This is a genomic window from Planococcus halocryophilus, from assembly GCF_022489025.1.
In the GTDB taxonomy this organism is placed as follows: domain Bacteria; phylum Bacillota; class Bacilli; order Bacillales_A; family Planococcaceae; genus Planococcus; species Planococcus halocryophilus_A.
The window spans coordinates 1-24,459 of the sequence record NZ_JAKVTG010000004.1; the positions used below are offsets into that span (position 1 = coordinate 1).

The window sequence follows — 24,459 nt, forward strand, 5'->3', positions numbered from 1 at the left end:
TGACTGTCGAGGTTTTTATGTTCGCTCTTTTAAATATTAGCGAACGCCTTTCATGAAGCTTTGAATGCGTGGTGCAAAGGCGAACAACGCAATACTTAGAACGATTGAAACGCCACCGATGATTCCGAAATACATCATTTCGTTTTCAACTGTGTAGAACTTAACCAACTGCGCGTTGATAGCTTGAGCAGCAGCGTTAGAAAGGAACCATAAGCTCATCGTTTGAGCTGAGAAAGCGGCAGGAGCCAATTTAGTTGTTGCTGACAATCCAACTGGAGATAGGCAAAGTTCACCTAATACAACGATGAAATAACTAAGAACAAGCCAAAGTGGATTCACCAATGCTGATGGTCCACCGAAATAAGCTGGTAATAAAATAACTAAGAAAGACAAACCGGCAAATAGTAATCCGAGAGAGAACTTTTGCGGAATTGATGGTTGTTTGCTTCCGAGTTTAACCCACATCCAAGCAAAGACTGGTGCTAACATAATGATGAATAATGGATTTAACGATTGGAACCAAGCAGGAGAGATGGTGATTCCTGCAAATTCAAGATCTGTACGAGTATCTGCGTATGCAGCAAGAATTGTTGAACCTTGTTCTTGAATCGCCCAGAACATAACTGACGCGATAAACAAAGGAATATAAGCCAACAAATGTGAGCGTTCCACTTCTGTTGTCTTTTTGCTGCGATACATAACAGTGAAATACAAAATCGGAATTAAGATACCAAAAACCCCGACAGTACCGACAAAACTATTGAACGTCAATAGTCCTGTTGGAATCCCAATAGCAATTGCTGCTGCAATAACTAACACTCCGATAGTGAACGCTTTCATTGTTGCCTTGCGTTCTGAAGGCAATAATGGGTTTGGTACAACAGTTCCTGCCAAGCCAAGATTTTTTTTCTTTGTAAGAACAAAGATTACAAGACCAAAGAACATCCCAACAGCTGCAATACTAAAACCTAAGTGGAAGCTGATTTTCATCCCAACAGTACCAACGATTAATGGCGCTAAGAAACCACCCATGTTGATCCCCATATAGAAAATACTAAAACCTGCATCGCGCCGGTCATCATTTTCTTCATAAATTTCACCGACCACACTCGATACGTTTGGTTTTAATAAACCGGTACCCAGTACAATTAAGACCATTGAAACAAAGAATAAAGCAAGATTTCCAGGTATAGCTAGAGCAATATGCCCAAGCATAATAAGTATCCCACCGTAAAATACGGCTTTAGAAGTACCGAATATCCTGTCAGCTAACCAACCACCTATAATTCCAGACATGTAAACGAGTGATCCATAGATAGACATAATGGATAATGCCGTCGTTTGATCAAGACCAAGTCCACCTTCAGACATTTCGTAATACATATAGAAAACTAGAATGGCTCTCATCCCATAATAAGAGAACCGTTCCCAGAACTCAGTGAAGAATAATGTGAACAACCCTTTTGGATGACCAAAAAAGCCTTTTTGAGGAACGCTTTTAACAATCTCTTGTCGAGAATACTTTTCAGACATCATTCAAACCTCCATTTTGTTTATTCTAACATAATACTTTTTTTAGTTAAAAAAATCAAAATAAATTTTAAAATCAATACTAAAGGCTTCTTTTGCCGTGTAATTAGTCTCATTACAATAAGATATTGTTTTTTTGAAATAGTTATTAAATTCCGAACACTAAATTAATATAGTAAACTTTAATAGTGAATAATTATCTTACCAGATTGTATTGGCCTTTCTCGTTCCTTTATATAGAAGAAACTAATCTATTGTTGGTTATTGATCTGATGTAATCAGAAGAGGATTAAACCTAAGAAAAAAATTTGTCTCGAGTATTGAAAAGTCGGTTTTAAGTTATAGTGTCTATTTACCTGTTATTTGAAAAAACTATTTTTATGTTAAAAAAAAATAATATATCCTATTTAATTACCATATTTAGTAATCTTTAGTTGTTGTTCACTAATTATTCACAATTTTTTTAAATAATAACCATATAAATATTGCTAAAAAACTCAAAGTGCAGTATATTTAAAATAGTTAGAATATTATTTAGGGAGCAGGAATGTAAATGAAACAGTTAAGCAAACGAATCAAGGACTTAAGAGAAGCTAAAGGACTATCTACTGAAGAATTGGCAGAAGCAATCGGCTTTGCGAAAAGCACGGTTTGGGCTTATGAAAGTGGGAAAAAACAAGTCTCTGTAGTACATCTTGAAAGACTTGCTGATTATTTTGAGATTTCGGTCGACAGTTTGTTGGATCGCGACGAACGGACTATTAATGTAGATCTTCAAAATACTAGTTTCTTAAATGACTACAATTTAATGCTAGATGACCAGCCACTAAACCAAACTGAGATTGCTGAGGCTGCCTCATTTATTCAAGTTAAACGCCGTATGGGAACTTATGGTACAGCTACTTCATAATTGTCAAAAGGCCGATATAAAAACCCCGCTCTTTTAAAAGAGCGGGGTTTTTTTGATTACCCATTCTTTTTGTTTAGTTGCTCTTATTCTGGGAAAACAGAAAACATAGCAGAACAAACTCAGGAAGGATGAATTTGATGACTAAGACAGTATTTATTACCGGAGCGGGAAGTGGTTTAGCAAAAGGAACTGCTTTCGGTCTTGCAGAAAAAGGACACAAAGTAATTGCGCCGGTGGAAACAGCTCCACAAGTGACAGCTTTACGCGAGGAAGCGGCTTCAAAAGGACTAGAACTAGAAGTTTTTAAAATGGATATTAAAAATCCCCAGGATTTAGCGCAAATGCTTGAATATGATTTTGATGTTTTCGTAGCCAACGCTGCAGTTAACGAAGGTGGACCTCTTGCAGAAGTGCCGATGTCGAATTTCAGGGAGTTGTTTGAAGTTAATGTCTTCAGCACTTTAGAGACTGCACAAATTGCTGCGCGGAAATTTGTAGATAAAGGAAAAGGGAAAATTGTTTTCATGTCTTCGATGGCTGGCATTACGGCGACACCATACGTAGGCCCTTATACCGCGACTAAACATGCAATTGAAGGAATCGCGGCTACGATGCAAAAAGAACTGAAAGATCATGGTGTACAAGTAGCTACGATTAATCCGGGTGCTTTTGCGACAGGTTTTAATGATCGTAGCGCAGAGGCGAAATGGAAGTGGTACGACGAAGCTATTCACTTCACACGTAAAGAAGACATGGCAGAAGCAGACCAAGCTCTAGAAAATCAATACGACCCTGCCGAAATGATTGAGAAGATGGTTGAAGTTATTCCTCTCGATACGCATAAATTCCGTACCGTCTTCCCAAGCGAAACAGAAAAACAAATGAAAGAAGAAGAAGCGCAGCGGTGGAATATGGAAATTTGAAAATGAAAAGGTTAAATCTGAAGTTAGGAATACTTGTAAGGTAACTCCTGAAGATTAGGGTGTTTTTTGAAATAAATAGGAATATAAGAATCGTCCTTGAAGTGCAAACTTGAAGGGCGATTTTTTTGCCTCTACACAGAAGCTCTTCTCGAGATTCTACCACAGAAAAAGATGCGGAAATGTGGTAAGCTAACTCATACGATACGAGTATTAGGAGTGTTCTATTTTGTTGGAAAGCGCAAAGAAATTACTGCAGTCCCATTTTGGCTATGAGTCATTTCGGGTCGGCCAGGAGCAAGCCATTACGCAAGTTTTTGAAGGGCATAATTCGATTTGTGTCATGCCGACAGGCGGAGGTAAGTCAATGTGCTACCAAATTCCAGCGCTTGTTATGGAAGGGACCACAATAGTTGTGTCGCCTTTGATTTCATTAATGAAAGACCAAGTGGATGCACTTTTAGCAGCGGGTATTCCGGCTGCTTATATAAATAGCTCTCTCGATTTTGATGAAGTCCGAGAGACGCTAATGGATGTTCAACGCGGAGCGATTAAATTGCTTTATATTGCCCCTGAACGATTGGATTCAGAAATGTTCCTGAATGAATTGCAAGGAGTTCATGTCCCATTGATTGCTGTCGATGAAGCTCACTGTATTTCGCAGTGGGGTCATGACTTCCGCCCGAGTTATCGCTTGATTAGCCGGATGACGGAATTGTTTCCAAATAATCCGACGGTGTTAGCACTGACTGCGACCGCTACTCCTCAAGTTCGTGAGGATATTTGTCGAATTTTAAATATCGAAGAACAACATACTGTAATGACAGGTTTTGAACGAGCGAACTTAACCTTTTCGGTTGTACGAGGACAAGACCGTGAGAGATTTGTAAAAGAATATGTGGCAAAAAACGATAAAGAAGCAGGTATTATTTACGCCGCTACGCGCAAAACCGTAGACTCAGTTTACGAGATGCTAATAAAAAAAGGCATTAAAGCGGCCAAGTACCATGCAGGAATGTCAGACAATGAAAGAAAAAGCGGCCAAGAACGTTTTTTGAATGACGAAGTGACAGTCATGGTAGCGACAAATGCCTTTGGGATGGGGATCGACAAATCGAATATCCGATTCGTTATTCATTATCAATTACCCAAAAATATGGAAAGCTACTATCAAGAAGCAGGACGTGCAGGGCGAGATGGTTTGCCTAGTGAATGTATTGTGCTGTATGCGTCACAAGATGTCCAAACCCAACGATTTTTAATCGATCAAGCGCAAGATCCTAGTCGAATTCCTGGAGAATTAATGAAATTGCAGGGGATGGTGGACTACTGTCATACAGAAAATTGCTTGCAGCAATTTATCATCCATTATTTTGGAGATACGGCGGCGGAACCTTGTGGACATTGTGGAAATTGCTTAGATGACCGTGAAAGTCTTGATGTCACGAAAGATGTCCAAATGGTTTTGTCATGTGTGATTCGCATGGGACAAAAGTTCGGAAAAGTAATGACAGCTCAAGTGCTAACCGGGTCGCGCAATAAAAAAGTACTGGATTTTGGTTTTGATAAACTCTCGACTTATGGAATTTTAAAACACCAAAATTCAAAAGAAGTTTCAAATTTAATCGAATTCATGATTTCTCAAGAATTGTTAGCTGTCGAACAAGGGTCGTTTCCAACGATTTACGTTCCTGATGGTGGGAGAGATGTTTTGTTAGGTAAGCGGCAAGTACTAAGAAAAGGCGCAGTAATAACAAAACAGATTGCTACAAACGATCCTTTATTCGAAGAATTGCGTGTTATTCGAAAAAAATTAGCAGATGAAGCCGGTGTTCCTCCTTTTGTCATTTTTTCTGATAAAACATTACAAGATATGGTCGCAAGAAAACCGGAAAACGAAGCTGAATTTTTAGAAGTGAATGGCGTAGGTGCCAATAAACTCGAGAAATATGGAGAAGCATTCTTAGTGGCAATCCACTCTTTTAATGCGATGGAAAATGAATAAATATAAACAAAAAAACCCCATATGAAATGGGGTTTTTTAATTTTTAAATTGTCTGACTTGTATAAATATACATTGTTTTATTATAGGGATATTTTGTTTAGTAATCGGGAAATGGAAGCGTTTTCATTGGTTTGATGGGGATTCAGGACTATTATTAATATTTTTTTACTTAGGGGAATTGTATATATATTCAGACTTATGATATACTATCAAAATATTATGACACATGAGTGTTATGAAGGAGGCGGTTTGATGAGTAAAAAAGAGTATCCAATCCCACAAGGACTTTATCATCCAGATCAAGAGCATGAGGCGTGCGGAATAGGGATGATCGCCAATATCAATGGGGAAAAATCACACGCAATTGTACAGAATGCGATTAATATACTGTGTAACCTAGAACACCGTGGCGGACAATCCTCAGATACAAGCACTGGAGATGGCGCTGGAATTTTGACTCAAATTCCACATCGCTTTTTCCTTAAGCAATGTGAAAAAGAAGGAATTACCTTGCCTGAAGAAGGAAAGTACGGCATCGGTATGCTCTTTATGCCGCAAGATTATGATTTACGCATGAAAACAAAAGAAATGATTCATCAAATTATCCAAGAAGAAGGACAAATTTGTCTTGGATGGCGTCCGGTACCGGTTAATGATTCATTTGTTGGTAAAGTGGCATCAAAAACTAAGCCAGTTATCCGACAAGTATTTATAGGTGCTGCACAAGGTTTAGAAGACCGAACCGACCTTGAGCGACGACTTTATATTATTCGTAAGCGAGTAGAACAAGCTATGCTCGGAAAAGACGATTTTAAAGACGTTTATTTTAGCAGTCTTTCAGCAGGCACGATTGTTTACAAAGGCATGCTTATCCCGGAACAATTAGATTCATTTTATATAGACCTCAACCACCCTGAATTCAAATCAGCGTTGGCTCTAGTCCACTCTCGCTTTAGTACGAATACCTTCCCAAGCTGGCAGCGTTCACATCCGAACCGCTACTCAATCCACAATGGAGAATTTAATACCTTAAGAGGTAACGTCAATTGGATGCGCGCTCGCCAAGTGCTTTGCGAATCGCCTGCATTCAATGAACAAGATCTTCAAAAAGTCTTACCTGTTATTGATGAGACAGGCAGTGACTCTTCAATGTTCGATAACTGCTTTGAATTTTTGCATTTATCTGGAAGATCTCTGGCGCATACTGCAATGATGATGGTACCAGAACCATGGGTTAATGATCCAACGATTAAAAAAGAGAAAAGAGATTTCTATGAATATCATAGTACTTTAATGGAACCGTGGGACGGTCCTGCTGCTCTCGTCTTTACTGATGGTAAGCAAATAGCAGCTTGTCTTGACCGCAATGGTCTACGCCCTGCCCGTTATTATGTGACGAAAAGTGGCATGATCGTTATGGGTTCAGAAGTCGGTGCATTGGATATTTTTGCGGATGATATTATTTACAAAGACCGCTTGCGTCCGGGGAAAATGCTGTTAGTTGATTTAGAAGAAGGCAAAATCATTCCGGATGAAGAAATCAAACTTCAAATAGCGGGAGAAATGCCTTATAAAGATTTTATCGATAAAAATATGTTTGATATGGAAGATCTTCCGGAACCGGTAATGCCAGCGGAATCTACTGATGCAGAACCTTTGATCAAAAGGCAATTGGCTTTTGGTTATACAATGGAAGAAGTTCAAAAAATCGTTAAACCGCTAGCGACTGAAGGAAAAGATCCTGTCGGTTCAATGGGATATGATTCTCCATTAGCTGTTTTATCGAAAAAGCCACAACTTCTTTACAATTATTTCAAACAATTATTTGCCCAAGTAACGAATCCACCGATTGATGCGATTCGTGAACATATTATTACAGCTGCGCGGACCACTATTGGTGCCGAAGCTAACTTAGTTCAACCAACACCGGAAAGTGCTCGTCATATTCGATTAGAAACACCGATTTTAACAAATGCAGAACTAGAAAAATTACGTCAGCAAGACATTCCGGCTTTTAAGCCTGCTACAATTTCGATTTTATTCAAAAAAGATGAAGGCACAGCAGCGATGGAAAAAAGATTAGACGCAGTCTTTGCGGAAGCAGATCAAGCCATTAAAGAGGGTGCCAAACTGCTTATTTTATCCGATCGTGGCGTAAACGAAGAGTATGCAGCAATTCCTGCACTTTTAGCAGTGTCAGGTTTGCATCATTATTTGATTCGCCAAGAAACGCGTATTCAAATGAGTATATTGCTTGAATCTGCAGAACCTCGTGAAGTGCATCATTTTGCCGCTCTTCTTGGATACGGCGCAGAAGGCATTAACCCTTACTTAGCTTTTGATACAATTGAAAACCTAATCGAAATAGGCGATATTCCAAATGTTAGCTTTGAAGAAGCAGAAACGACTTACGTCAAAGCTGTCACAGATGGCATTATCAAAGTATTGTCCAAAATGGGTATTTCCACGATTCAAAGTTATCGTGGTGCTCAAATTTTTGAAGCTGTCGGCATCCATATGGATGTAATCAATAAATACTTTACTCGTACTTCTTCACGTTTGGGCGGAATTGGTCTTGATATCATTGCACAAGAAGTGCTCATGAGACATGCCGCTGCTTATCCTGTAGCTCAAGGAGACGATCAAGCGCTAGAATCGGGTGATGAATTCCAATACCGTGAAAATGGAGAAAATCATCAATACAACCCGAAAACAATTCACACATTGCAACACGCATGTCGTACGAATAACTATGACGTCTTTAAAAAATATACAAATTTGCTAACCGATGAAAAGGCGAATCTTCAATCGTTGCGCGGCTTAATGTCCTTTAAGGAACGAACGCCAGTACCGATTGACGAAGTCGAAACGGTTGAAGAAATTTGTGCGCGCTTTAAAACAGGGGCCATGTCATATGGTTCTATTAGTAAAGAAGCACACGAAGCTCTTGCTGTAGCGATGAACCGCATTGGTGGAAGAAGTAATTCAGGAGAGGGAGGAGAAGAAACTTCTCGTTTTATCCCTGATGAAAACGGAGATAACCGTCGTAGCGCGATTAAACAAGTCGCTTCTGGTCGTTTTGGCGTCACTAGCCATTATTTAGTGAATGCTGATGAGATTCAAATTAAAGTAGCGCAAGGAGCTAAACCAGGAGAAGGTGGACATTTACCAGGGAAGAAAGTTTACCCGTGGATTGCAGAAGTTCGTGGCTCTACTCCAGGTGTAGAACTGATTTCACCACCACCACATCACGATATTTATTCAATTGAAGATTTAGCGGAATTGATTTTTAACTTAAAAAATGCCAACCCTACTGCTCGTATTAGCGTTAAATTAGTATCGGCTGTCGGTGTCGGAACCATTGCGGCGGGTGTTGCAAAAGGTCGTGCGGATGTTGTATTAATTAGTGGTTATGACGGAGGAACTGGAGCGGCGCCAAAAACAAGCTTGAAGCATACCGGTCTGCCTTGGGAAATCGGTTTGGCGGAAACGCATCAAACGCTTTTGTTAAATGGTCTGCGTGATCGAATTGTTGTCGAAACAGACGGTAAAATGATGACTGGTCGCGATGTTGTAACAGCGGCTCTACTTGGAGCTGAAGAATTTGGATTCTCAACCGCGCCTCTTGTAGTACTGGGATGCGTCATGATGCGCGTTTGTCATTTGGACACGTGTCCTGTCGGCATTGCAACTCAAAATCCAGAGTTACGTGAAAAATACGGCGGAGATCCAGAGCATGTTGTTAACTTTATGCGCTTTATCGCACGAGAAGCGCGAGAACTAATGGCAGAACTCGGTTTCCGTACGATCAATGAAATGATTGGTCGAACAGATGTGATCGAAGCGAATCAGGCAATCGACCATTGGAAAGCGGGTGGCATCGATTTAACGGCTCTGTTGTATCAGCCAGACTTGCCAGAAAAAGTAGGTCGCTATGCAACGATTAAACAAAATCACGAATTGGAAAAAACTTTAGATTATCAAGAACTATTGCCGCGTTGTAAAAAAGCCATCGAAACAGGTGAACGTGTCGAAGTGGCTACGGCAATTCGTAATATTCATCGAGCAACAGGAACCATTGTCGGTAGTGCAATTTCTAAGCGTTACGGTGCAGAAGGATTGCCAGAAGATACCATCAACTTAAATTTCCAAGGGTCAGCCGGACAAAGTTTCGGAGCATTTATTCCAAAAGGAATGACGATGAATTTAATCGGAGATGCCAATGATTTTGTTGGAAAAGGGTTGTCGGGCGGTAAAATACTGGTGTATCCAGCGCTGGATTCAACGTTCCTTCCTGAGAAAAATATCATTATCGGGAATGTTTCGTTTTATGGAGCATCTGCCGGTGAAGCTTATATTTATGGTGTAGCAGGAGAGCGCTTTGCGGTCAGAAACAGTGGAGCAAACATTGTTGTCGAAGGTGTCGGGGATCATGGCTGCGAATATATGACAGGCGGTCGAGTCGCAATTCTTGGTCAAACCGGCAAAAACTTTGCGGCAGGCATGTCTGGAGGCGTTGCATATGTCCTTGACGAAGAAGGTACATTTAGCAAACGTTGCAACGCAGAGATGGTTCATTTACAGCCACTTGCGGAACCAGCGGAAATCGAAGAATTACGTGAAATGATCAAGAAACATGTGCATTATACAAGCAGTCGCAACGGAACGCGCTTATTAGCAAATTGGGATATTTATTCTGCTAAATTTGTACGTGTTATTCCGAAAGCTTATCTTCAAATCAATGAACGAATTGATAAGTTACAAAGCGGTGGAATGACAAGAGACGAAGCTGAAATGGCGGCATTTGAAGAAAGTAAAATGGCTGGAGCAGGGAAATAAGTCTGCTGTCACTCAAAATGATTTAACCAAGTGATTTTTAAAACGAGCAATTGTGTATAGGAGGGAAACTATGGGGAAACCAACAGGATTTATGGAATACGACAGGCAAACAGTCAAAGAGCGCAAACCGGCTGAACGGACAAAAGACTGGAACGATTACACCATCCCTTTATCGAATGAAGAAGTTGCAAAGCAAGGTGCACGTTGTATGGATTGTGGAGTGCCAACTTGTCATACGGGAATGGAACTGGATAATGTAACGACAGGATGCCCTGTAAACCATCTTATTCCGGAATGGAATGATCTTGTCTATCGTGACCAATGGAAAGAAGCATTGCACCGAGAGCATCTGAAAAATAATTTCCCAGAGTTTACCGGAGTGGCATGTCCAGCACCTTGTGAAGGCGCCTGTGTATTAGGCATTAACGAACCGCCTGTAGCAATACGCACAGTAGAGCGTTCCATCATTGAACGTGGATTTGCAGAAGGTTGGGTAGTGCCAGAGCCACCTAAAACACGTACCGGCAAAAAAGTTGCGGTCATCGGTTCTGGTCCGGCAGGCCTTGCAGCAGCAGCTCAGTTAAATAAAGCGGGCCATCTAGTAACGGTCTTTGAAAAAAGTGACCGTGTTGGAGGCTTGCTAACATACGGAATTCCGGAAATGAAACTACCATACGACATGGTAACAAGACGTGTGAATATCCTTGAGCAAGAAGGCATTACATTCATTACAAGTGTAGAAGTAGGGAAGAACTATCCTTCTTCAAAACTAAAAGCAGACTTCGATGCGGTAATCATGTGTACAGGATCGACTGTGCACCGGAATATTGATGTAGAAGGTCGCGACTTAAAGGGTGTACACTTTGCGATGGACTTTTTGCATGCTAGTACAAAAAGTTTACTAGATTCAAACTTGGAGGATGGCAATTATATTTCCGCAAAAGATAAAAACGTCATCGTTATCGGAGGCGGAGACACGGGTACAGATTGTTTAGCGACATCGGTACGTCATGAGTGTAAGAGTCTTGTTCAATTTGATGTCTATGACAAAAAAGGTGCGATTCGTGACGAAAAAGGCAATCCGTGGCCGCAGTATCCAAAAGTTCATCGAATCGAGTATGGTCATAAAGAAGCAGCAGCAACTTTCGGAGAAGATCCACGAGCTTATGCTGTTATGACTAAAAAGTTTGTTGGCAATGAACAGGGTGAATTAAAAGAAGTGCATACAGTCAATGTGAAATTGAAAATTGACGAACAAGGTAATCGAATTCGTGAAGAAATTCCAGGTACTGAAAAAGTCTGGAAAGCTGACTTAGTGTTAATCGCCATTGGATTTAGTGGACCTGAACAAGATCTACTTCAACAATTGGAAATTGAGACAGAGCTGAATTCAAGAGCAAAAGCAGAGTATGGCAAATACAATACGAGTGTAGAAGGCATTTTTGCAGCAGGCGATGTGCGTCGTGGTCAAAGTTTAATCGTTTGGGCGATAAACGAAGGTCGTGAAGCGGCGCGCGAATGTGATCGTTTCTTAATGGGCACTACTGTCTTACCATAAATAAAAAATCATTCTTTCAAGCTGCGACAAACTCGAATTCGAAGTTGTCGCAGCTTTTTTTGTGGAGGATATGTTTTTAGTAAGATAGCTAATAAGTCATTGTAGAAGTTCAGTAGAATGTATATACTATATTAGTGAAGAGTTGGAATTTATAGTAAAAAAATGATGATAATATACATTATTTTACGTGTAAATACACTGAAATTTTATACTCTCTAACAAAATAGAAACTAGGAGGAATAAATATGTTTAAAAAAGGTTTAATCGTTGCTTTGCTTTCTGTGCTTATGGCTATGGGAATGGGTATGAACGTACTTGCAGAAATCAATGTACCACCAGTTGAATATGATACTTCAAAAGAAATGACACCTGAAATTGCGGCAATCATTGAAAGTATCGAAAAAGCAAATGTGAAAATTTATACAGAAATCGAAAAAGTCCAAGTTGAGACTAATGAAATGTACAAAAACTATCTTGAAGAGCTAAAAATTACTCAAGGCGAAGCGCAAAAAGCAGCTTTATGGGAGAAATATGATAGCAAAATTACTGAGAAAATTAAGAGCTTAGATATGAAAACTCAAAGCATTACGAAAAAAGAAGTAGAAAAGGCTGGAATTGCGGGAGTCACAGTTGAAGTAGTATGGATTACGGTAAAATTTGCTGATCGTGAAGCAAAAATTGATCCAATGGTAGGCGTTGGTTGGTAAAAATATTTCCTAAAAAATTAATAAAAGTGTAAAATAAAAGCATAGAGCATTCTATGCTTTTATTTTTTATATATGAGGAAGTGGATTTATGAAAGGCTTGGAAATATTAGAGAATGGGTTTCTTGAAAAAGTTAATAACGGAAGTACGACGCTCAGTTTACTTGGTCGTGGTGAAGGAATTGAACTGATGAAACAAGCCTTTTTAAAAGATACGCTAATTATTCTTTTTCCAGGAGAGAACGATACAGTCCAAGAATTTTACTATGTTCTAGAGGGACAAATGGAAGTAGAAATAGATAACGAAAAACGGTTACTTAAAGCACATGATTGTTTTTCGGCAAAAAAATTAGAACAAGAAGTGTATTTTACAGCCAAAACAGATGTCACTTTTTTATCGATTTCAACAGCGCCTACTTTTCATTATATGAGCGATGTCATTAAAGAGTTGCGCAAGATAGGGAAAGCTGTCGAAAAAAAAGATCGTTATACACATAAACACAGTTCTCGAGTAGCTCATTATGCAGTTAAGACAGCATCTAAAATGAAACTAAGAAAAGAACAAACAGAGGGCTTGTTATTAGCCTCTATATTGCACGATATAGGGAAGATCAATATTCCAGAAGAAATTTTGAAGAAACCAGGAAAACTTACAAACGAAGAATTTGATTTGATGAAAACTCATCCGGGCGAAGGGGCTGCTATGATTCGTGAAACGCCATATGCGGATATTGCAGACATCATTGAACAGCATCATGAGCGTGTGAACGGAAGAGGTTATCCGTTCGGACTAAAAGGTGATGAAATCTTGATAGAAGCTAAAATCATTGGTGTTTGCGATACGTTCGATGCGATGACAGAAGATCGAGCCTACCGCGCTGCTTTGTCTGCTGAATATGCAATGGCCGAAATTAACAGCTTGATCGGGATTCAATATGATGAGGAAGTTGTTAAAGCCTTTGAACAGGTTTTAAAAGAAGAAGGGAAATTAAATTTATAACTAGTGAGACACCGATGATATATTGAGGTGTCTTTTGTTTTGAGTGAAATGTTTGAAAATGAATAATTTAGTCAATACTTTATACAAAATAGTTTATATACTTACGAAGAGGAGAGGTTCATATGTCTAGAAAATCATCAGGTGGGATATTCGGTAAGCTCGTGTTAATCGGTCTCGGTGCGGTAATAGGTGCGGCAATGACTCAACAAAAAACGATGACAGGCGGCACTACTCAAACCAGTAAAGAAGACATAAAAGCAAATATTAAAAAAGGGCTCGATCGGTTTAATGAACAATCTGGTGGCATGGTTGATAAAGTAAAACCAACGGTCAACAAAGCTGTAGAAAAAGTAAAAACAGCAATAGACGCTCAGCAAGAAATGATGAATAAAGAAAAAGAAGTATTGGATAAAGCCAATAAAGAATTTCAAGAGTCGACTACCAAGTCAGCAGACAGTTCTAAAGGTGATACTGGTGAAAGTTCTTCAGACCCTAATAAGCCGACAGGTGGAGTTTATGGCGGAAGCACCGAATATAGCGAATCTTTGAAAAAAAATCCATCATCTTCAGAAGATTCAACATTTGGAAAATGATTTTGTTATAATAGAAGTATGATAAGCTATGCGCGTTTGCAGAAACGGCATAGCTTTTTCTTACTCATTTTTTGTCTGAATATTCTATGTATTGAAGGGGGTCACCGGTTTGTTCAAAACTTATTCAACTGGAGCATTTTTTGATGAAATGTTTATGCCGAATGGAAAGCCGAAAACGCATTATCGAAAATTTTTTGAAGTGCTACAAAGGTTTTCAAAAGATGAACTCAGAGAAAAACATGAGACCGCTCAATTGTCTTTTTTAAGGCAAGGCATTACATTCACTGTTTATAACAATAATGTGGGTACTGAAAGAACAATGCCTTTTGATTTTGTGCCGATTATCATTCCTTCTGAAGACTGGGACGTTATTGAAAAAGGGATGGTTCAGCGTGCAGAAGCACTCAATCAATTTTTAGAAGATGTTTATAACGAAAAGCGCATTCTTCAAGATGGAATCATCCCAAGACGATTAGTGGAAGAAAACCCCTATTATTACGACGAACAAGTAAAAGGAATTGATATTCCACTGAAAAACCATATTTTTTTAGCTGGAATTGATTTGATTCGTGATGAAGATGGAAAATATCATGTGCTTGAAGATAACTTACGTAATCCTTCGGGCTTGTCATACGTATACCAAAATCGATATGTCATGCGCCAAGTGTACCCCGAATTTTTCGCTAGTCAGTCTGTTCATACCCTCGAGCACCAGCTGTCGTATTTGCATCAAGCGATACTAGATCATGCCCCAGAATCGAGAAAAGACAAGGCTTTTGCAGTACTGTTAACACCAGGGATGTATAACTCTGCTTATTATGACCATGTGTTTTTAGCTCAGCAGATGGGCATCGATTTAGTAGAAGGACGGGACTTGATCGTCAAAAAAAATATTGTCTATATGAAGTCTATGAGAGGCTTGAAACGGGTAGATATCATCTATCGTCGAATTGATGATGATTATTTAGATCCGGAAGCATTTTTAGCCGAATCTGCGTTAGGTGTTCCAGGACTTTTGATGGCTTATAGAAAAGGAAATGTAGCCATTTTAAATGGCATTGGCAACGGAGTGGCAGATGATAAAGCCATTTATGCTTATGTTCCTGATATGATTCGCTATTATTTAGGGGAAGAACCTATCATCGATAATGTGAAAACCTATCTATTAGACAATAAAGAAGAGCGAGAATGGGTATTGGATCACTTACACGAATTGGTAGTGAAAAATGTTGGTGCGTCGGGTGGCTACGATATGCTTGTTGGACCACACGCATCTGAAGAACTGATCGAAATATTCCGTGAGAAAATCATTGAAACGCCCCATCAATACATTGCTCAGCCAACGATTAAATTATCTCGTGCCCCTGCATATCAAGGAGAAGACTTTTACCCATGCCACGTCGATTTGCGAGTTTTTGTGGTGAGAGGCGAAGATACACATGTTATGCCAGGCGGACTTTCCCGTGTTGCGTTAAAAGAAGGGTCGCTTGTCGTCAATTCTTCACAAGGTGGCGGTGGAAAAGATACGTGGGTGTTCAAAAATAAAGAAGAAGAGGGGGACACCTGATGCTTAGTCGTGTAGCGAATTCGTTGTATTGGATGTCGAGAAATGTAGAAAGGGCAGAAAACAACGCTCGTATACTAGACGTACAATTATTGCAGATGATTGAAGCCTCTGATGAAGAGTTGGCACGAGGCAGTGATTGGAAGTTGGTTTATGAGATTTGTGCTTCGACAGAAACTATGGAGAAAATAAAATCTATGCCAAGTTATCAAGAAGACCAACTTGTTTATTATTTAGCGATGGAAGAAAGCAATTTCAACTCTGTCGCAAGCTGCGTGAAAGTCGTTCGAGAAAATGCACGAATTAGTAGAGACCATATTCCAGATGATTATTGGGAAGCATGGAATCGCTGTTATTTAACCTTACAAGAGATGGATCAACAAAGCTGTACGGTCAAAGAAATGCGCGACTTCCTAGAGCAGGTTAAATTAACCTCATTGATTACACAAGGAATTGTGGAATCTTCAATGCCTCGAGGCGTACCCTATCAGATTATTAAAATTGGTAAATGGTTAGAACGTGCTGAAAAAACAGCGCGTATCTTAAATGTAGTTTGCGAGCGAACGTTAGAGCGTTCGCTTCAAACGCAGTCTGAAGATTATTATTATTGGCTGGCCGCTTTACGTATGACCAATGGTTATAATGCCTATTTAAAAATGAATCCACCCCAAATGAAACCCAAAAAAGTATTGTCGTTTCTCATAGCCAATACCAGTTTTCCACGATCGATTCGCTATTGTCTGGCACATGTAAGACAGGCAGTTGACGAATTGGAAGGTGGGAAAATTTCACATTATTCATGGGAGCTTTATGCAAAACTAGATCAATTGCAAAAAGAGTTTAAAGAAGTCAGTATGGATGAATTGAACTCGGATGAAATTATGGGATTTCTAAATGATTTCCAAAACGGTTGCAATGAAGTCGGTCACATTTTTTCGAAAACCTATTATTTAAGCGATTCCGAGACGAAATTGGCAGAATCTAGCCAATCACAGAGCATGGGCGCGAAAGGAATAACTACTATGAAATATAAGATTGAACATACGAATATATTCAAATACGACACCATTGTGGATCAAAGTATGAACTCAATTCGCTTAAAGCCAAGAACAGATGAATGTCAGCGACTACTCTCTTATCGCGCAGAAATAACACCTGCCTCTTTAACGAAAGAACATATCGATATTTGGGGCAATCACGTAGAAACCTTTTTCATTGCGGAGCACCACCAGCACTTAGAAGTTAAGACAAGCTCTATAGTCAGTATTCAAAAAAGTCCATTTATCCATAGAATAGATTATTCGCCCGAAATGAACGCTATTTTTCATTCGCAATTATTCGGAGAGCATTATTTGGCCTTTTTAAGTAACACAGCTTACACGTATTTAACCCCTGAACAAATGAGTCAAATTGATCGGGAACTTGGAACGATGAAAAACCCAGTTCAATATGCGATTGATGTCATGGAATATATTCATGAACATTTTACTTATGACGGAGATTCGACTACTGTTCATACAAAAGCAGAAGAATCATTTACGCTCAAAAAAGGCGTATGCCAAGATATTACACACGTAATGCTTGGTATTTTGAGAAGTAAACATATTCCTGCACGTTACGTTAGCGGATATTTGTATGTAGGGGAAAACTCTGCACTTGTTGGTGATGCCGCGAGTCATGCGTGGGTAGAAGTGATGGTTCCAGGTATTGGTTGGGTTGGTTTAGATCCAACAAACAATGTGGAGGCCTTGGAAAATCACATACGCATTGGCGTTGGGCGCGATTACAATGATGTGAGCCCTGTTCAAGGTGTGTACCGAGGTGGTAGTCAGTCATTAGACGTAAAAGTTTCCGTAAGCTTAATGGATCAATGACAAGTACGGTGCATAAAAGCCAGATATAACTTAATAATCGTTTAACTGCAGAATTTTCTAATCCGTGCGATAATAAAAGAACCTGAAATTTTTGAACGGAGATGGAGAATAATTATGAGTAACAAAAAATTTAACGAATACAACATTAGTGAGCAGATCGTAAAAGCACTTGATGGACTTGGCTATACAGAACCAACAGAAGTACAGGAAAAAGTTATCCCTGTTGCACTTTCTAAAACTGACCTAACGGTAAAGTCGCAAACCGGGAGCGGAAAAACAGCTGCATTTGGCATTCCAATTTGTGAGTTAGTTGACTGGGAAGAAAATAAACCTCAAGCATTGATTTTGACGCCAACACGGGAACTAGCAGATCAAGTAAAAGAAGACGTAACGAATATTGGGCGTTTTAAACGCATTAAAGCAGCAGCAGTCTATGGCAAGCAACCTTTTGCATATCAGCAAGCGGAACTCAAGCAGAAATGCCATGTTGTAGTTGGAACTCCAGGTCGTGTGTTAGATCATATCGAGCGCGGCACATTAAACTTAGAACGAATTGAGTACCTTGTTCTTGATGAAGCGGATGAAATGTTGAATATGGGATTTGTTGAACAAGTAGAATCGATTATTAACAAATTACCAAAACAGCGTACAACGATGCTTTTTTCAGCAACACTGCCTGAAAATGTAGAGAAGTTACAGAAAAAATACATGATTGATCCTCAGCATATCGAAATTGCATCTACAGAAAATTTGACAGATCAAATTGATCATTCGTTATTTGTTGTAGCGGAACAAAAGAAATTCTCGTTGTTACGTGATGTGACCATTGTTGAAAATCCAGACAGCTGCATTATTTTCTGCCGGACAAAAGACAATGTAGATTTTGTAATGGAACAATTAGAAAAACATTATTACACATGTGATAAATTGCATGGTGGTATGTTGCAAGAAGACCGGACTGCGGTTATGAATGAATTTAAGCGTGGAGAATTCCGTTATTTAGTAGCAACCGACGTAGCAGCTCGTGGAATTGATATCGACAGCATTACGCATGTCATTAATTATGACTTGCCGATGGAGAAAGAAAGTTATGTGCACCGTTCAGGTCGTACAGGACGTGCTGGAAAAACAGGGAAAGCAATTTCGTTTGTATCGCCAAACGAGGACAAATTTTTAGCTGAAATTGAAGATTATATCAGATTTGAAATTCCGCGTAGAACAGCACCTTCAGTTCATGAGATAGATGCAGCAATGCTTGCATTTACAGAAAAGCTAGAAAGTCGTCCGAAATTAAAGAAAAACAAAAACGAGCAAGTCAATAAAGATATTTTGAAACTATATTTTAACGGTGGGAAGAAAAAGAAATTACGTGCTTTTGACTTTGTCGGAACGTTAACAAGCATTCCAGGAGTGACAGCTGAAGATATTGGGATCATCAAAATTCAAGATACGGTAACATATATCGATATTTTGAACGGTAAAGGTCCAATGGTGCTAAAAGCTATGAAAGATAAGACGGTAAAAGGCAAGATATTGAAAGTTCATAAAGCAAACAAATAATCAGAAAACACGTACTCTTAAAGAGTGCGTTTTTTTTTATTTCCCAGGGAATAAATTGCTCATGTATCATATGGAGTGGTCTAATAGTCTTTTTAAAACCCAGTATTTAGGTGAAAAATTAAGACTTAACAATACTTATGTCATAAAAAGAAGTCGTTTTGTAATGAAACTTGACTCTAATTGTTACACGTCTGTAATATTGCCGTGCTATTTTGGTTGTACTAAGAAAAAGCAAAGGGGATAGCGGATTGAAAAAACTATTGATGGTCTTGAGTTTTGCACTGATTTTATTCCTAGGCACTTCGATTGAGAGTTCAGCAGCATCAAACGTATACATAGTAAAAAGTGGAGATTCATTATATAAAATTTCAAAAATGAACAACGTATCAGTCGGTAACTTAAAAGCTTGGAACGGTTTAAAGTCTAATACGATTTATCCAAATCAAAAACTTAAATTGAAAAAAGCTACAGTAAAAACAGTTTCTAAAAAAGCTACTGCTTCTAAAAGTGGAAGTTCAACAGTATACACAGTGAAACGTGGAGATACACTATATAAAATTTCAAAATCGCAAAAAGTGTCAGTTAGTAACTTAAAAGCGTGGAATGGCTTAAAGTCTAGTACGATTTATCCAAACCAAAAACTTAAGTTAAATAAAACGGCAGCAACACCCGTTTCTAAAAAAACAACTCCTTCTCGTTCAACGAGCGGATCTGTAGCAAAAGAATTCACAGTTAGTGCGACTGCCTATACGGCATACTGCAGAGGATGTTCTGGTATTACGAAAACAGGCATTAACTTAAAGAAAAATCCGGGACTTAAAGTTATTGCAGTGGATCCTAGAGTTATTCCATTAGGATCCAAAGTTCATGTAGAAGGTTATGGCTACGCGGTTGCTGGAGATACAGGAAGTGCAATCAAAGGAAACAAAATTGATGTTTTCATCCCAACTCAAAGCAATGCGCTTCGATGGGGACGCAAGAACGTTAAAATAAAAATATTAAACTAATACAAATCCAGCTCATTTTGTGAGCTGGATTTTTTTATGGATTAAGATTTTTTGATAAGAAATAGATTAAATATATAAATTTGTTGGAATTATCATCGAGCATTCTCTAAACATTCATCCCTAAACATGATGAAAGACATAAAAAAGATCGAAAGAGGGTAAATTCAAATAAATAGTCTTTTTTAAAACCGAGCGGTATAATATTTGTATAACTATTGTAGAGTTTTACCGAAGAGTTGAAATGGAGGCATCTGTTATGTCAGAGAGAATGATCGTGATAGGCGCAGGCCCAGGTGGATTGGCCGCAGCTATGTTGTTGGCAAGTAGAGGATATCAAGTGGATGTCTATGAGAAACAGCCATGGGTAGGTGGCCGAAATGCAGAGCTACGCCTTGGTGAGTTTACGTTTGATACTGGTCCCACTTTTTTGAGCATGTTGCATTTAGTTGAAGAGTTGTTTGAAGTAACAGGTCGTAAGTTAAAAGATTACATGAATGCTATTGAACTAGATCCGATGTATGAATTAGTTTTTGAAGATGAAAATTTGGTGATGACTCGAAATAACCAAGAAATGAAAAAACAAATCAATGAAAAATTCGAAGGCGATGGAGACGGTTATGAACGCTTCATGAAAGAAACAGGCAAGAAATTGGAAGCCTTGTCGCCAATGTTGCAATCGAAGATGGATAGCTATTTTGATATGGTCCATCCTAAAGTCTTAAAAGCTTTGCCGGAACTTGAAATAAACAAAACTTTATATGATGTCTTGTCTCGTTATTTTAAAGATGAACGATTGAAAATGGCTTTTGCTTTCCAATCCAAGTATTTAGGAATGTCTCCGTGGGAATGCCCTGGCGCATTTTCAATCCTTTCTTATATGGAGCATGCTTATGGCATTTATCACCCTATTGGTGGGGTAAATCAATTATCGCAAGCAATGGCGAAAGTAGTAGAAGAGTTAGGCGGTAAAATCCATACGAGCACAGGCGTTAAAAAACTATGGATAGAAAACCGTAAAGTCAAAGGAGTAGACCTTGAAAATGGCAAGCGCGAAAGAGCAGACCAAGTCATTATTAACGGTGATTTTGCACATGTTATGAACAATTTGGTCGAACCGGGAATTTTAAAAAAATACACACCGGAGAAGTTGGCGAAGAAAAAATATTCATGCTCTACATTTATGCTCTACTTAGGTCTCGATAAAAAATACGATCTTTCTCACCATACGATTATATTTGCAAAAGATTATAAGAAGAATGTGGAAGAAATGACGAAATCGCGTATTCTCTCTGCAGACCCTTCAATTTATGTGCAAAATGCTAGTGTTACAGATCCGACCTTAGCACCAGAAGGGAAATCGGCATTATATATTTTAGCACCAGTGCCAAATAACTTTAGTGATATTGGATGGGAAAATGAACAACAGGCGTTCCGTGAATTGGTGCTAGACACCATAGAAGAAAAGTCGGAATTTAAAAACCTTCGAGATCATATAGAAGTTGAAAAAATGTTGACACCTATGGGCTGGCAGGAAGATTATTCAGTTTATCAAGGAGCGACTTTTAATTTGGGACATCAATTAACTCAAATGATGGTTTTCCGCCCTCACAACAAATTCGAAGAGCTAGAGAATTGCTGGTTAGTCGGTGGTGGCACGCATCCGGGAAGTGGCTTGCCAACAATTTTGGAATCGGCACGTATTACAACTAACGGTATTCTGGAGCAGCATGGCAAAAAAGGGATTCCAATCTTGCCTCTTCCAGTAATGGAGGGATTTGCATGAAAATCGCTATGATTGGTGGTGGCGTTGGGGGTATGATGGGCGCTTTGTATTTAAGCAATATGGGCTTTGATGTCACCATTTTTGAAAAAGAGAAAAAGTTGGGTGGTCGTTTAACATTTGTTGAGCGTGATGGCTTTAAAATTGATCAAGGACCTACTATTGTGTTGCTATCAGAAATGTTTCAAGATCTTCTTCAACAAGCAGGGATACCAGCAGAGGATACCGAATTGTTATTATGTGACCCACTTTATTCCATTCGCTTTCCGGACGGAGTTGTCTATACAAAATATCCGGACATTGATCGTCAGTTAGAGGAAATCGAAAACGTCTTCCCGACTGAAAAAGAAGGATTTCTTCGATTTATTTCAGAAGGACGAGAGCGTTTTAAAATCGGCAAATCTTCATTCTTAGAGCACTCATTTGTTAAGAAAGCTGATTTTTTCACAGCAGGTAACATAAAAAAATTGATGAAGTTAAAACCTCAACAATCGGTAAACAAACTCATGTCGAATTATTTCCGCGACGAAAGACTGCAATTAGCTTACTCCTTGCAGTCTTTGTATATCGGTGGAGACCCTTTCCGTGCTCCAGCCATGTACGCTCTTGTTCCTTTTAGTGAACATGAACACGGCGTATATTATTTGAAAGGCGGATATGGCAGTCTTATTCCTGTGTTAGAAAAAGAGCTTCAATCACGCAAAAACGTAACGATCAAAACAAACAGTCCGGTTAATCAAATCGTGACAGAAAACCAAAAAGCTATCGGTGTTGAAACAGCAACGGGTTTTGAAGCGTTCGATGCGGTTGTTTATAACGGTGATTTTCCTGGCATTGAAAAAGTATTACCTGAACAGAAAAAGAAAAGTTACACAGCATCTTCTGGGTGCGTATTATTGTATTTTGGATTAAATAAAGTATATGAAGAAGGAAATGTTCACCAATTTTTCATTGGTGATAATTACGTTGACCATATGGATGATGTGTTTATGAAAAAGCAGAAGACCGAAAATCCTGCAATCTACACGTTCCATCCATCGAAAATAGATGATTCGCTAGCGCCAGAAGGCAAAGGTGTACTGTATGTATTAGTTCCCGTACCTTCAGGAACAGATATCGATTGGGCAGGTGATAAAGCGTGGATCGATAGAATTATCGATCGTATGGAAAGTTTAGCTTTCCCAGATTTCCGTGAAGCTGTTGAATGGATGGAAGTTCGTACGCCTTCTGAAGCAGAAGCTTTTGGTTTATTTAAAGGAGGCAGTTTCGGAATCGGTCCGACCTTGTTCCAATCAGGTGTTTTCCGTCCCCAAGTCAAACCATTTAAAACAGATCGCTTGTATGCCGTAGGTGCCTCAGTACATCCAGGGGGGGGCATTCCGATTGTGATGCAAGGCGCAAAATTGCTAGCTGAACAAATCCAAGGCGATTTTGCAAAGGAAAGGAGCAATGCATAATGAATTTAAAAGATGCTTATACCTCCTGTGAAAAAGTCATTGCTATGCATTCGAAAAGTTTTTATAAAGCTTTTTCATTATTGCCGAAAGAAAAAAGAAAAGCAGTGTGGGCTGTATATGCTTTCTGTCGAACAGTAGACGATATTGTGGATGAAGGGAAAAACTCAACTGAAGAGCTGGCGCAGTTTAAACAAGATTTTCAACGTTTTTTGACAGGCATCTATGATGATGAAAACCCAATGTGGGTAGCACTTGCAGATGTATTTGACAATTACGAAATGGATATCGAGGCATTTTCAGGCTTGATCACCGGACAGGAAATGGACTTGACCATTAATCGCTATCGTACAATGGAAGAGCTGCTGAACTATAGTTATTATGTAGCCAGTACAGTTGGCTTAATGTTACTGCCGATTTTAGCTCCAGGGAAAACAGCCATTTTAAAAGAAGGTGCTATTTCGCTTGGCTATGCGATGCAAATTACCAATATTCTTCGTGATATTGGTGAAGACTTGGAAATGGGAAGAATCTATTTACCGGAAGAAATTATGAAGAAATACGAGTTGCATGAAGACGAACTACGTGCCGGAATTGTTAGTCCTCAATTTATCGCGGTTTGGGAGGATTTGGCCGACAAAGCCGAATGTCATTATAAAAAAGCTTTTGAAACCATTCATGAATATCCACTATCTTCACGGGTACCTGTCAAAGGAGCAGCGCTTGTTTACCGTGAAATTTTAGTGACTATACGCTCAAAAGAATACAACGTGTTCCGTGAAAAACACTTTGTGCCCGATGAATCAAAACAAGCCATATTAGCTTGTCTGTGACCGGGAGAGCTGGATGTTAAGCAGTAACTAGCAACTTGATTTGGATTTGTCTCGAATAAAATTATTAGCCGAAAGGAGTGCACAATGATGAAGACCATGACCTGCAGACAATTAGCTGGTGCTTGTGATCAACCATTTAGTGCGAATTCTTTTGAGGAAATGGCAGAAAAAAGCCAACAACATGGAAAAGAGATGTTTCAACAGGGAGATCAAGCTCACCTGGATGCGATGAACAATATGAGTAAATTAACATCGGAAGAAATGAAAGCATGGTTTGAACAGAAAAGAGAAGAATTTGAATCCTTACCAGATGATAAATAAAAAAAAC

At 39.1% G+C, this 24,459-nt stretch carries 17 protein-coding genes; 16 read left to right on the forward strand and 1 reads right to left on the reverse strand.

What is annotated here, in order from left to right:
- Positions 1–36: 36 nt before the first annotated feature.
- A complete protein-coding gene (locus tag MLE13_RS06200) occupies positions 37–1,533 on the reverse strand; it encodes a peptide MFS transporter (protein ID WP_240748673.1) in 1,497 nt (498 codons plus the stop codon).
- 550 nt (positions 1,534–2,083) lie between these two features.
- Here MLE13_RS06200 and MLE13_RS06205 point away from each other — a divergent pair.
- From MLE13_RS06205 to MLE13_RS06280, 16 genes are all read left to right on the forward strand, one after another.
- A complete protein-coding gene (locus MLE13_RS06205; RefSeq protein ID WP_008498312.1) occupies positions 2,084–2,440 on the forward strand; it encodes a helix-turn-helix domain-containing protein in 357 nt (118 codons plus the stop codon).
- Positions 2,441–2,577: 137 nt separating this feature from the next.
- Complete coding sequence (locus MLE13_RS06210) at positions 2,578–3,363, forward strand: SDR family oxidoreductase (RefSeq protein WP_240748675.1); 786 nt, start codon at positions 2,578–2,580, stop codon at positions 3,361–3,363.
- Between the two features lie 226 nt (positions 3,364–3,589).
- On the forward strand, positions 3,590–5,365 hold the full coding sequence (recQ, locus tag MLE13_RS06215) for a DNA helicase RecQ (protein ID WP_240748676.1): 1,776 nt from the start codon (positions 3,590–3,592) through the stop codon (positions 5,363–5,365).
- A 252-nt stretch (positions 5,366–5,617) separates the two neighbouring features.
- Positions 5,618–10,204 carry a glutamate synthase large subunit gene (gene gltB, locus MLE13_RS06220; protein ID WP_240748678.1) on the forward strand — a complete coding sequence of 1,529 codons (4,587 nt, stop codon included), beginning with the start codon at positions 5,618–5,620 and terminating at the stop codon, positions 10,202–10,204.
- Between the two features lie 70 nt (positions 10,205–10,274).
- Positions 10,275–11,762, forward strand: a complete 1,488-nt coding sequence (locus tag MLE13_RS06225; protein ID WP_240748680.1) for a glutamate synthase subunit beta — start codon at positions 10,275–10,277, stop codon at positions 11,760–11,762.
- A gap of 245 nt (positions 11,763–12,007) precedes the next feature.
- Positions 12,008–12,469 (forward strand): hypothetical protein, encoded by a 462-nt coding sequence (locus MLE13_RS06230; RefSeq protein WP_240748682.1) that lies wholly within the window; start codon positions 12,008–12,010, stop codon positions 12,467–12,469.
- An 88-nt stretch (positions 12,470–12,557) separates the two neighbouring features.
- Positions 12,558–13,466, forward strand: coding sequence for an HD-GYP domain-containing protein (locus MLE13_RS06235; protein WP_240748684.1), 909 nt, complete (start codon positions 12,558–12,560; stop codon positions 13,464–13,466).
- 122 nt (positions 13,467–13,588) lie between these two features.
- Positions 13,589–14,059, forward strand: a complete 471-nt coding sequence (locus MLE13_RS06240) for a hypothetical protein (protein ID WP_240748686.1) — start codon at positions 13,589–13,591, stop codon at positions 14,057–14,059.
- Positions 14,060–14,168: 109 nt separating this feature from the next.
- Entirely contained in the window at positions 14,169–15,626 is a 1,458-nt protein-coding gene (locus tag MLE13_RS06245; RefSeq protein WP_240748688.1) for a circularly permuted type 2 ATP-grasp protein, read from the forward strand.
- A complete protein-coding gene (locus MLE13_RS06250) occupies positions 15,626–17,497 on the forward strand; it encodes an alpha-E domain-containing protein (protein WP_240748690.1) in 1,872 nt (623 codons plus the stop codon). The genes MLE13_RS06245 and MLE13_RS06250 overlap by 1 nt, the downstream gene beginning before the upstream one ends.
- A 114-nt stretch (positions 17,498–17,611) precedes the next feature.
- On the forward strand, positions 17,612–19,057 hold the full coding sequence (locus MLE13_RS06255) for a DEAD/DEAH box helicase (protein ID WP_240748692.1): 1,446 nt from the start codon (positions 17,612–17,614) through the stop codon (positions 19,055–19,057).
- Between the two features lie 248 nt (positions 19,058–19,305).
- Complete coding sequence (locus MLE13_RS06260) at positions 19,306–20,064, forward strand: LysM peptidoglycan-binding and 3D domain-containing protein (protein ID WP_240748694.1); 759 nt, start codon at positions 19,306–19,308, stop codon at positions 20,062–20,064.
- A 256-nt stretch (positions 20,065–20,320) separates the two neighbouring features.
- Positions 20,321–21,847 carry a phytoene desaturase family protein gene (locus tag MLE13_RS06265; RefSeq protein ID WP_240748695.1) on the forward strand — a complete coding sequence of 509 codons (1,527 nt, stop codon included), beginning with the start codon at positions 20,321–20,323 and terminating at the stop codon, positions 21,845–21,847.
- Entirely contained in the window at positions 21,844–23,301 is a 1,458-nt protein-coding gene (locus MLE13_RS06270; protein WP_240748696.1) for a phytoene desaturase family protein, read from the forward strand. Before MLE13_RS06265 ends, MLE13_RS06270 begins: the two co-directional genes overlap by 4 nt.
- Positions 23,301–24,131, forward strand: a complete 831-nt coding sequence (locus MLE13_RS06275) for a phytoene/squalene synthase family protein (protein WP_240748697.1) — start codon at positions 23,301–23,303, stop codon at positions 24,129–24,131. The genes MLE13_RS06270 and MLE13_RS06275 overlap by 1 nt, the downstream gene beginning before the upstream one ends.
- 87 nt (positions 24,132–24,218) lie before the next feature.
- Positions 24,219–24,452 carry a DUF1059 domain-containing protein gene (locus MLE13_RS06280; RefSeq protein ID WP_240748698.1) on the forward strand — a complete coding sequence of 78 codons (234 nt, stop codon included), beginning with the start codon at positions 24,219–24,221 and terminating at the stop codon, positions 24,450–24,452.
- Positions 24,453–24,459 lie beyond the last annotated feature (7 nt).

Bases quoted from the DNA above. Each gene is read 5' to 3' on its own strand.
- MLE13_RS06205 (WP_008498312.1), top strand. From the start codon at position 2,084: ATGAAACAGTTAAGCAAACGAATCAAGGACTTAAGAGAAGCTAAAGGA.
- gltB (WP_240748678.1), top strand. From the start codon at position 5,618: ATGAGTAAAAAAGAGTATCCAATCCCACAAGGACTTTATCATCCAGAT.
- MLE13_RS06235 (WP_240748684.1), top strand. From the start codon at position 12,558: ATGAAAGGCTTGGAAATATTAGAGAATGGGTTTCTTGAAAAAGTTAAT.
- MLE13_RS06230 (WP_240748682.1), top strand. From the start codon at position 12,008: ATGTTTAAAAAAGGTTTAATCGTTGCTTTGCTTTCTGTGCTTATGGCT.
- MLE13_RS06250 (WP_240748690.1), top strand. From the start codon at position 15,626: ATGCTTAGTCGTGTAGCGAATTCGTTGTATTGGATGTCGAGAAATGTA.
- MLE13_RS06270 (WP_240748696.1), top strand. From the start codon at position 21,844: ATGAAAATCGCTATGATTGGTGGTGGCGTTGGGGGTATGATGGGCGCT.
- MLE13_RS06225 (WP_240748680.1), top strand. From the start codon at position 10,275: ATGGGGAAACCAACAGGATTTATGGAATACGACAGGCAAACAGTCAAA.
- MLE13_RS06275 (WP_240748697.1), top strand. From the start codon at position 23,301: ATGAATTTAAAAGATGCTTATACCTCCTGTGAAAAAGTCATTGCTATG.
- MLE13_RS06210 (WP_240748675.1), top strand. From the start codon at position 2,578: ATGACTAAGACAGTATTTATTACCGGAGCGGGAAGTGGTTTAGCAAAA.
- MLE13_RS06240 (WP_240748686.1), top strand. From the start codon at position 13,589: ATGTCTAGAAAATCATCAGGTGGGATATTCGGTAAGCTCGTGTTAATC.
- MLE13_RS06280 (WP_240748698.1), top strand. From the start codon at position 24,219: ATGAAGACCATGACCTGCAGACAATTAGCTGGTGCTTGTGATCAACCA.
- MLE13_RS06200 (WP_240748673.1), bottom strand. From the start codon at position 1,533: ATGTCTGAAAAGTATTCTCGACAAGAGATTGTTAAAAGCGTTCCTCAA.
- MLE13_RS06265 (WP_240748695.1), top strand. From the start codon at position 20,321: ATGTCAGAGAGAATGATCGTGATAGGCGCAGGCCCAGGTGGATTGGCC.
- MLE13_RS06255 (WP_240748692.1), top strand. From the start codon at position 17,612: ATGAGTAACAAAAAATTTAACGAATACAACATTAGTGAGCAGATCGTA.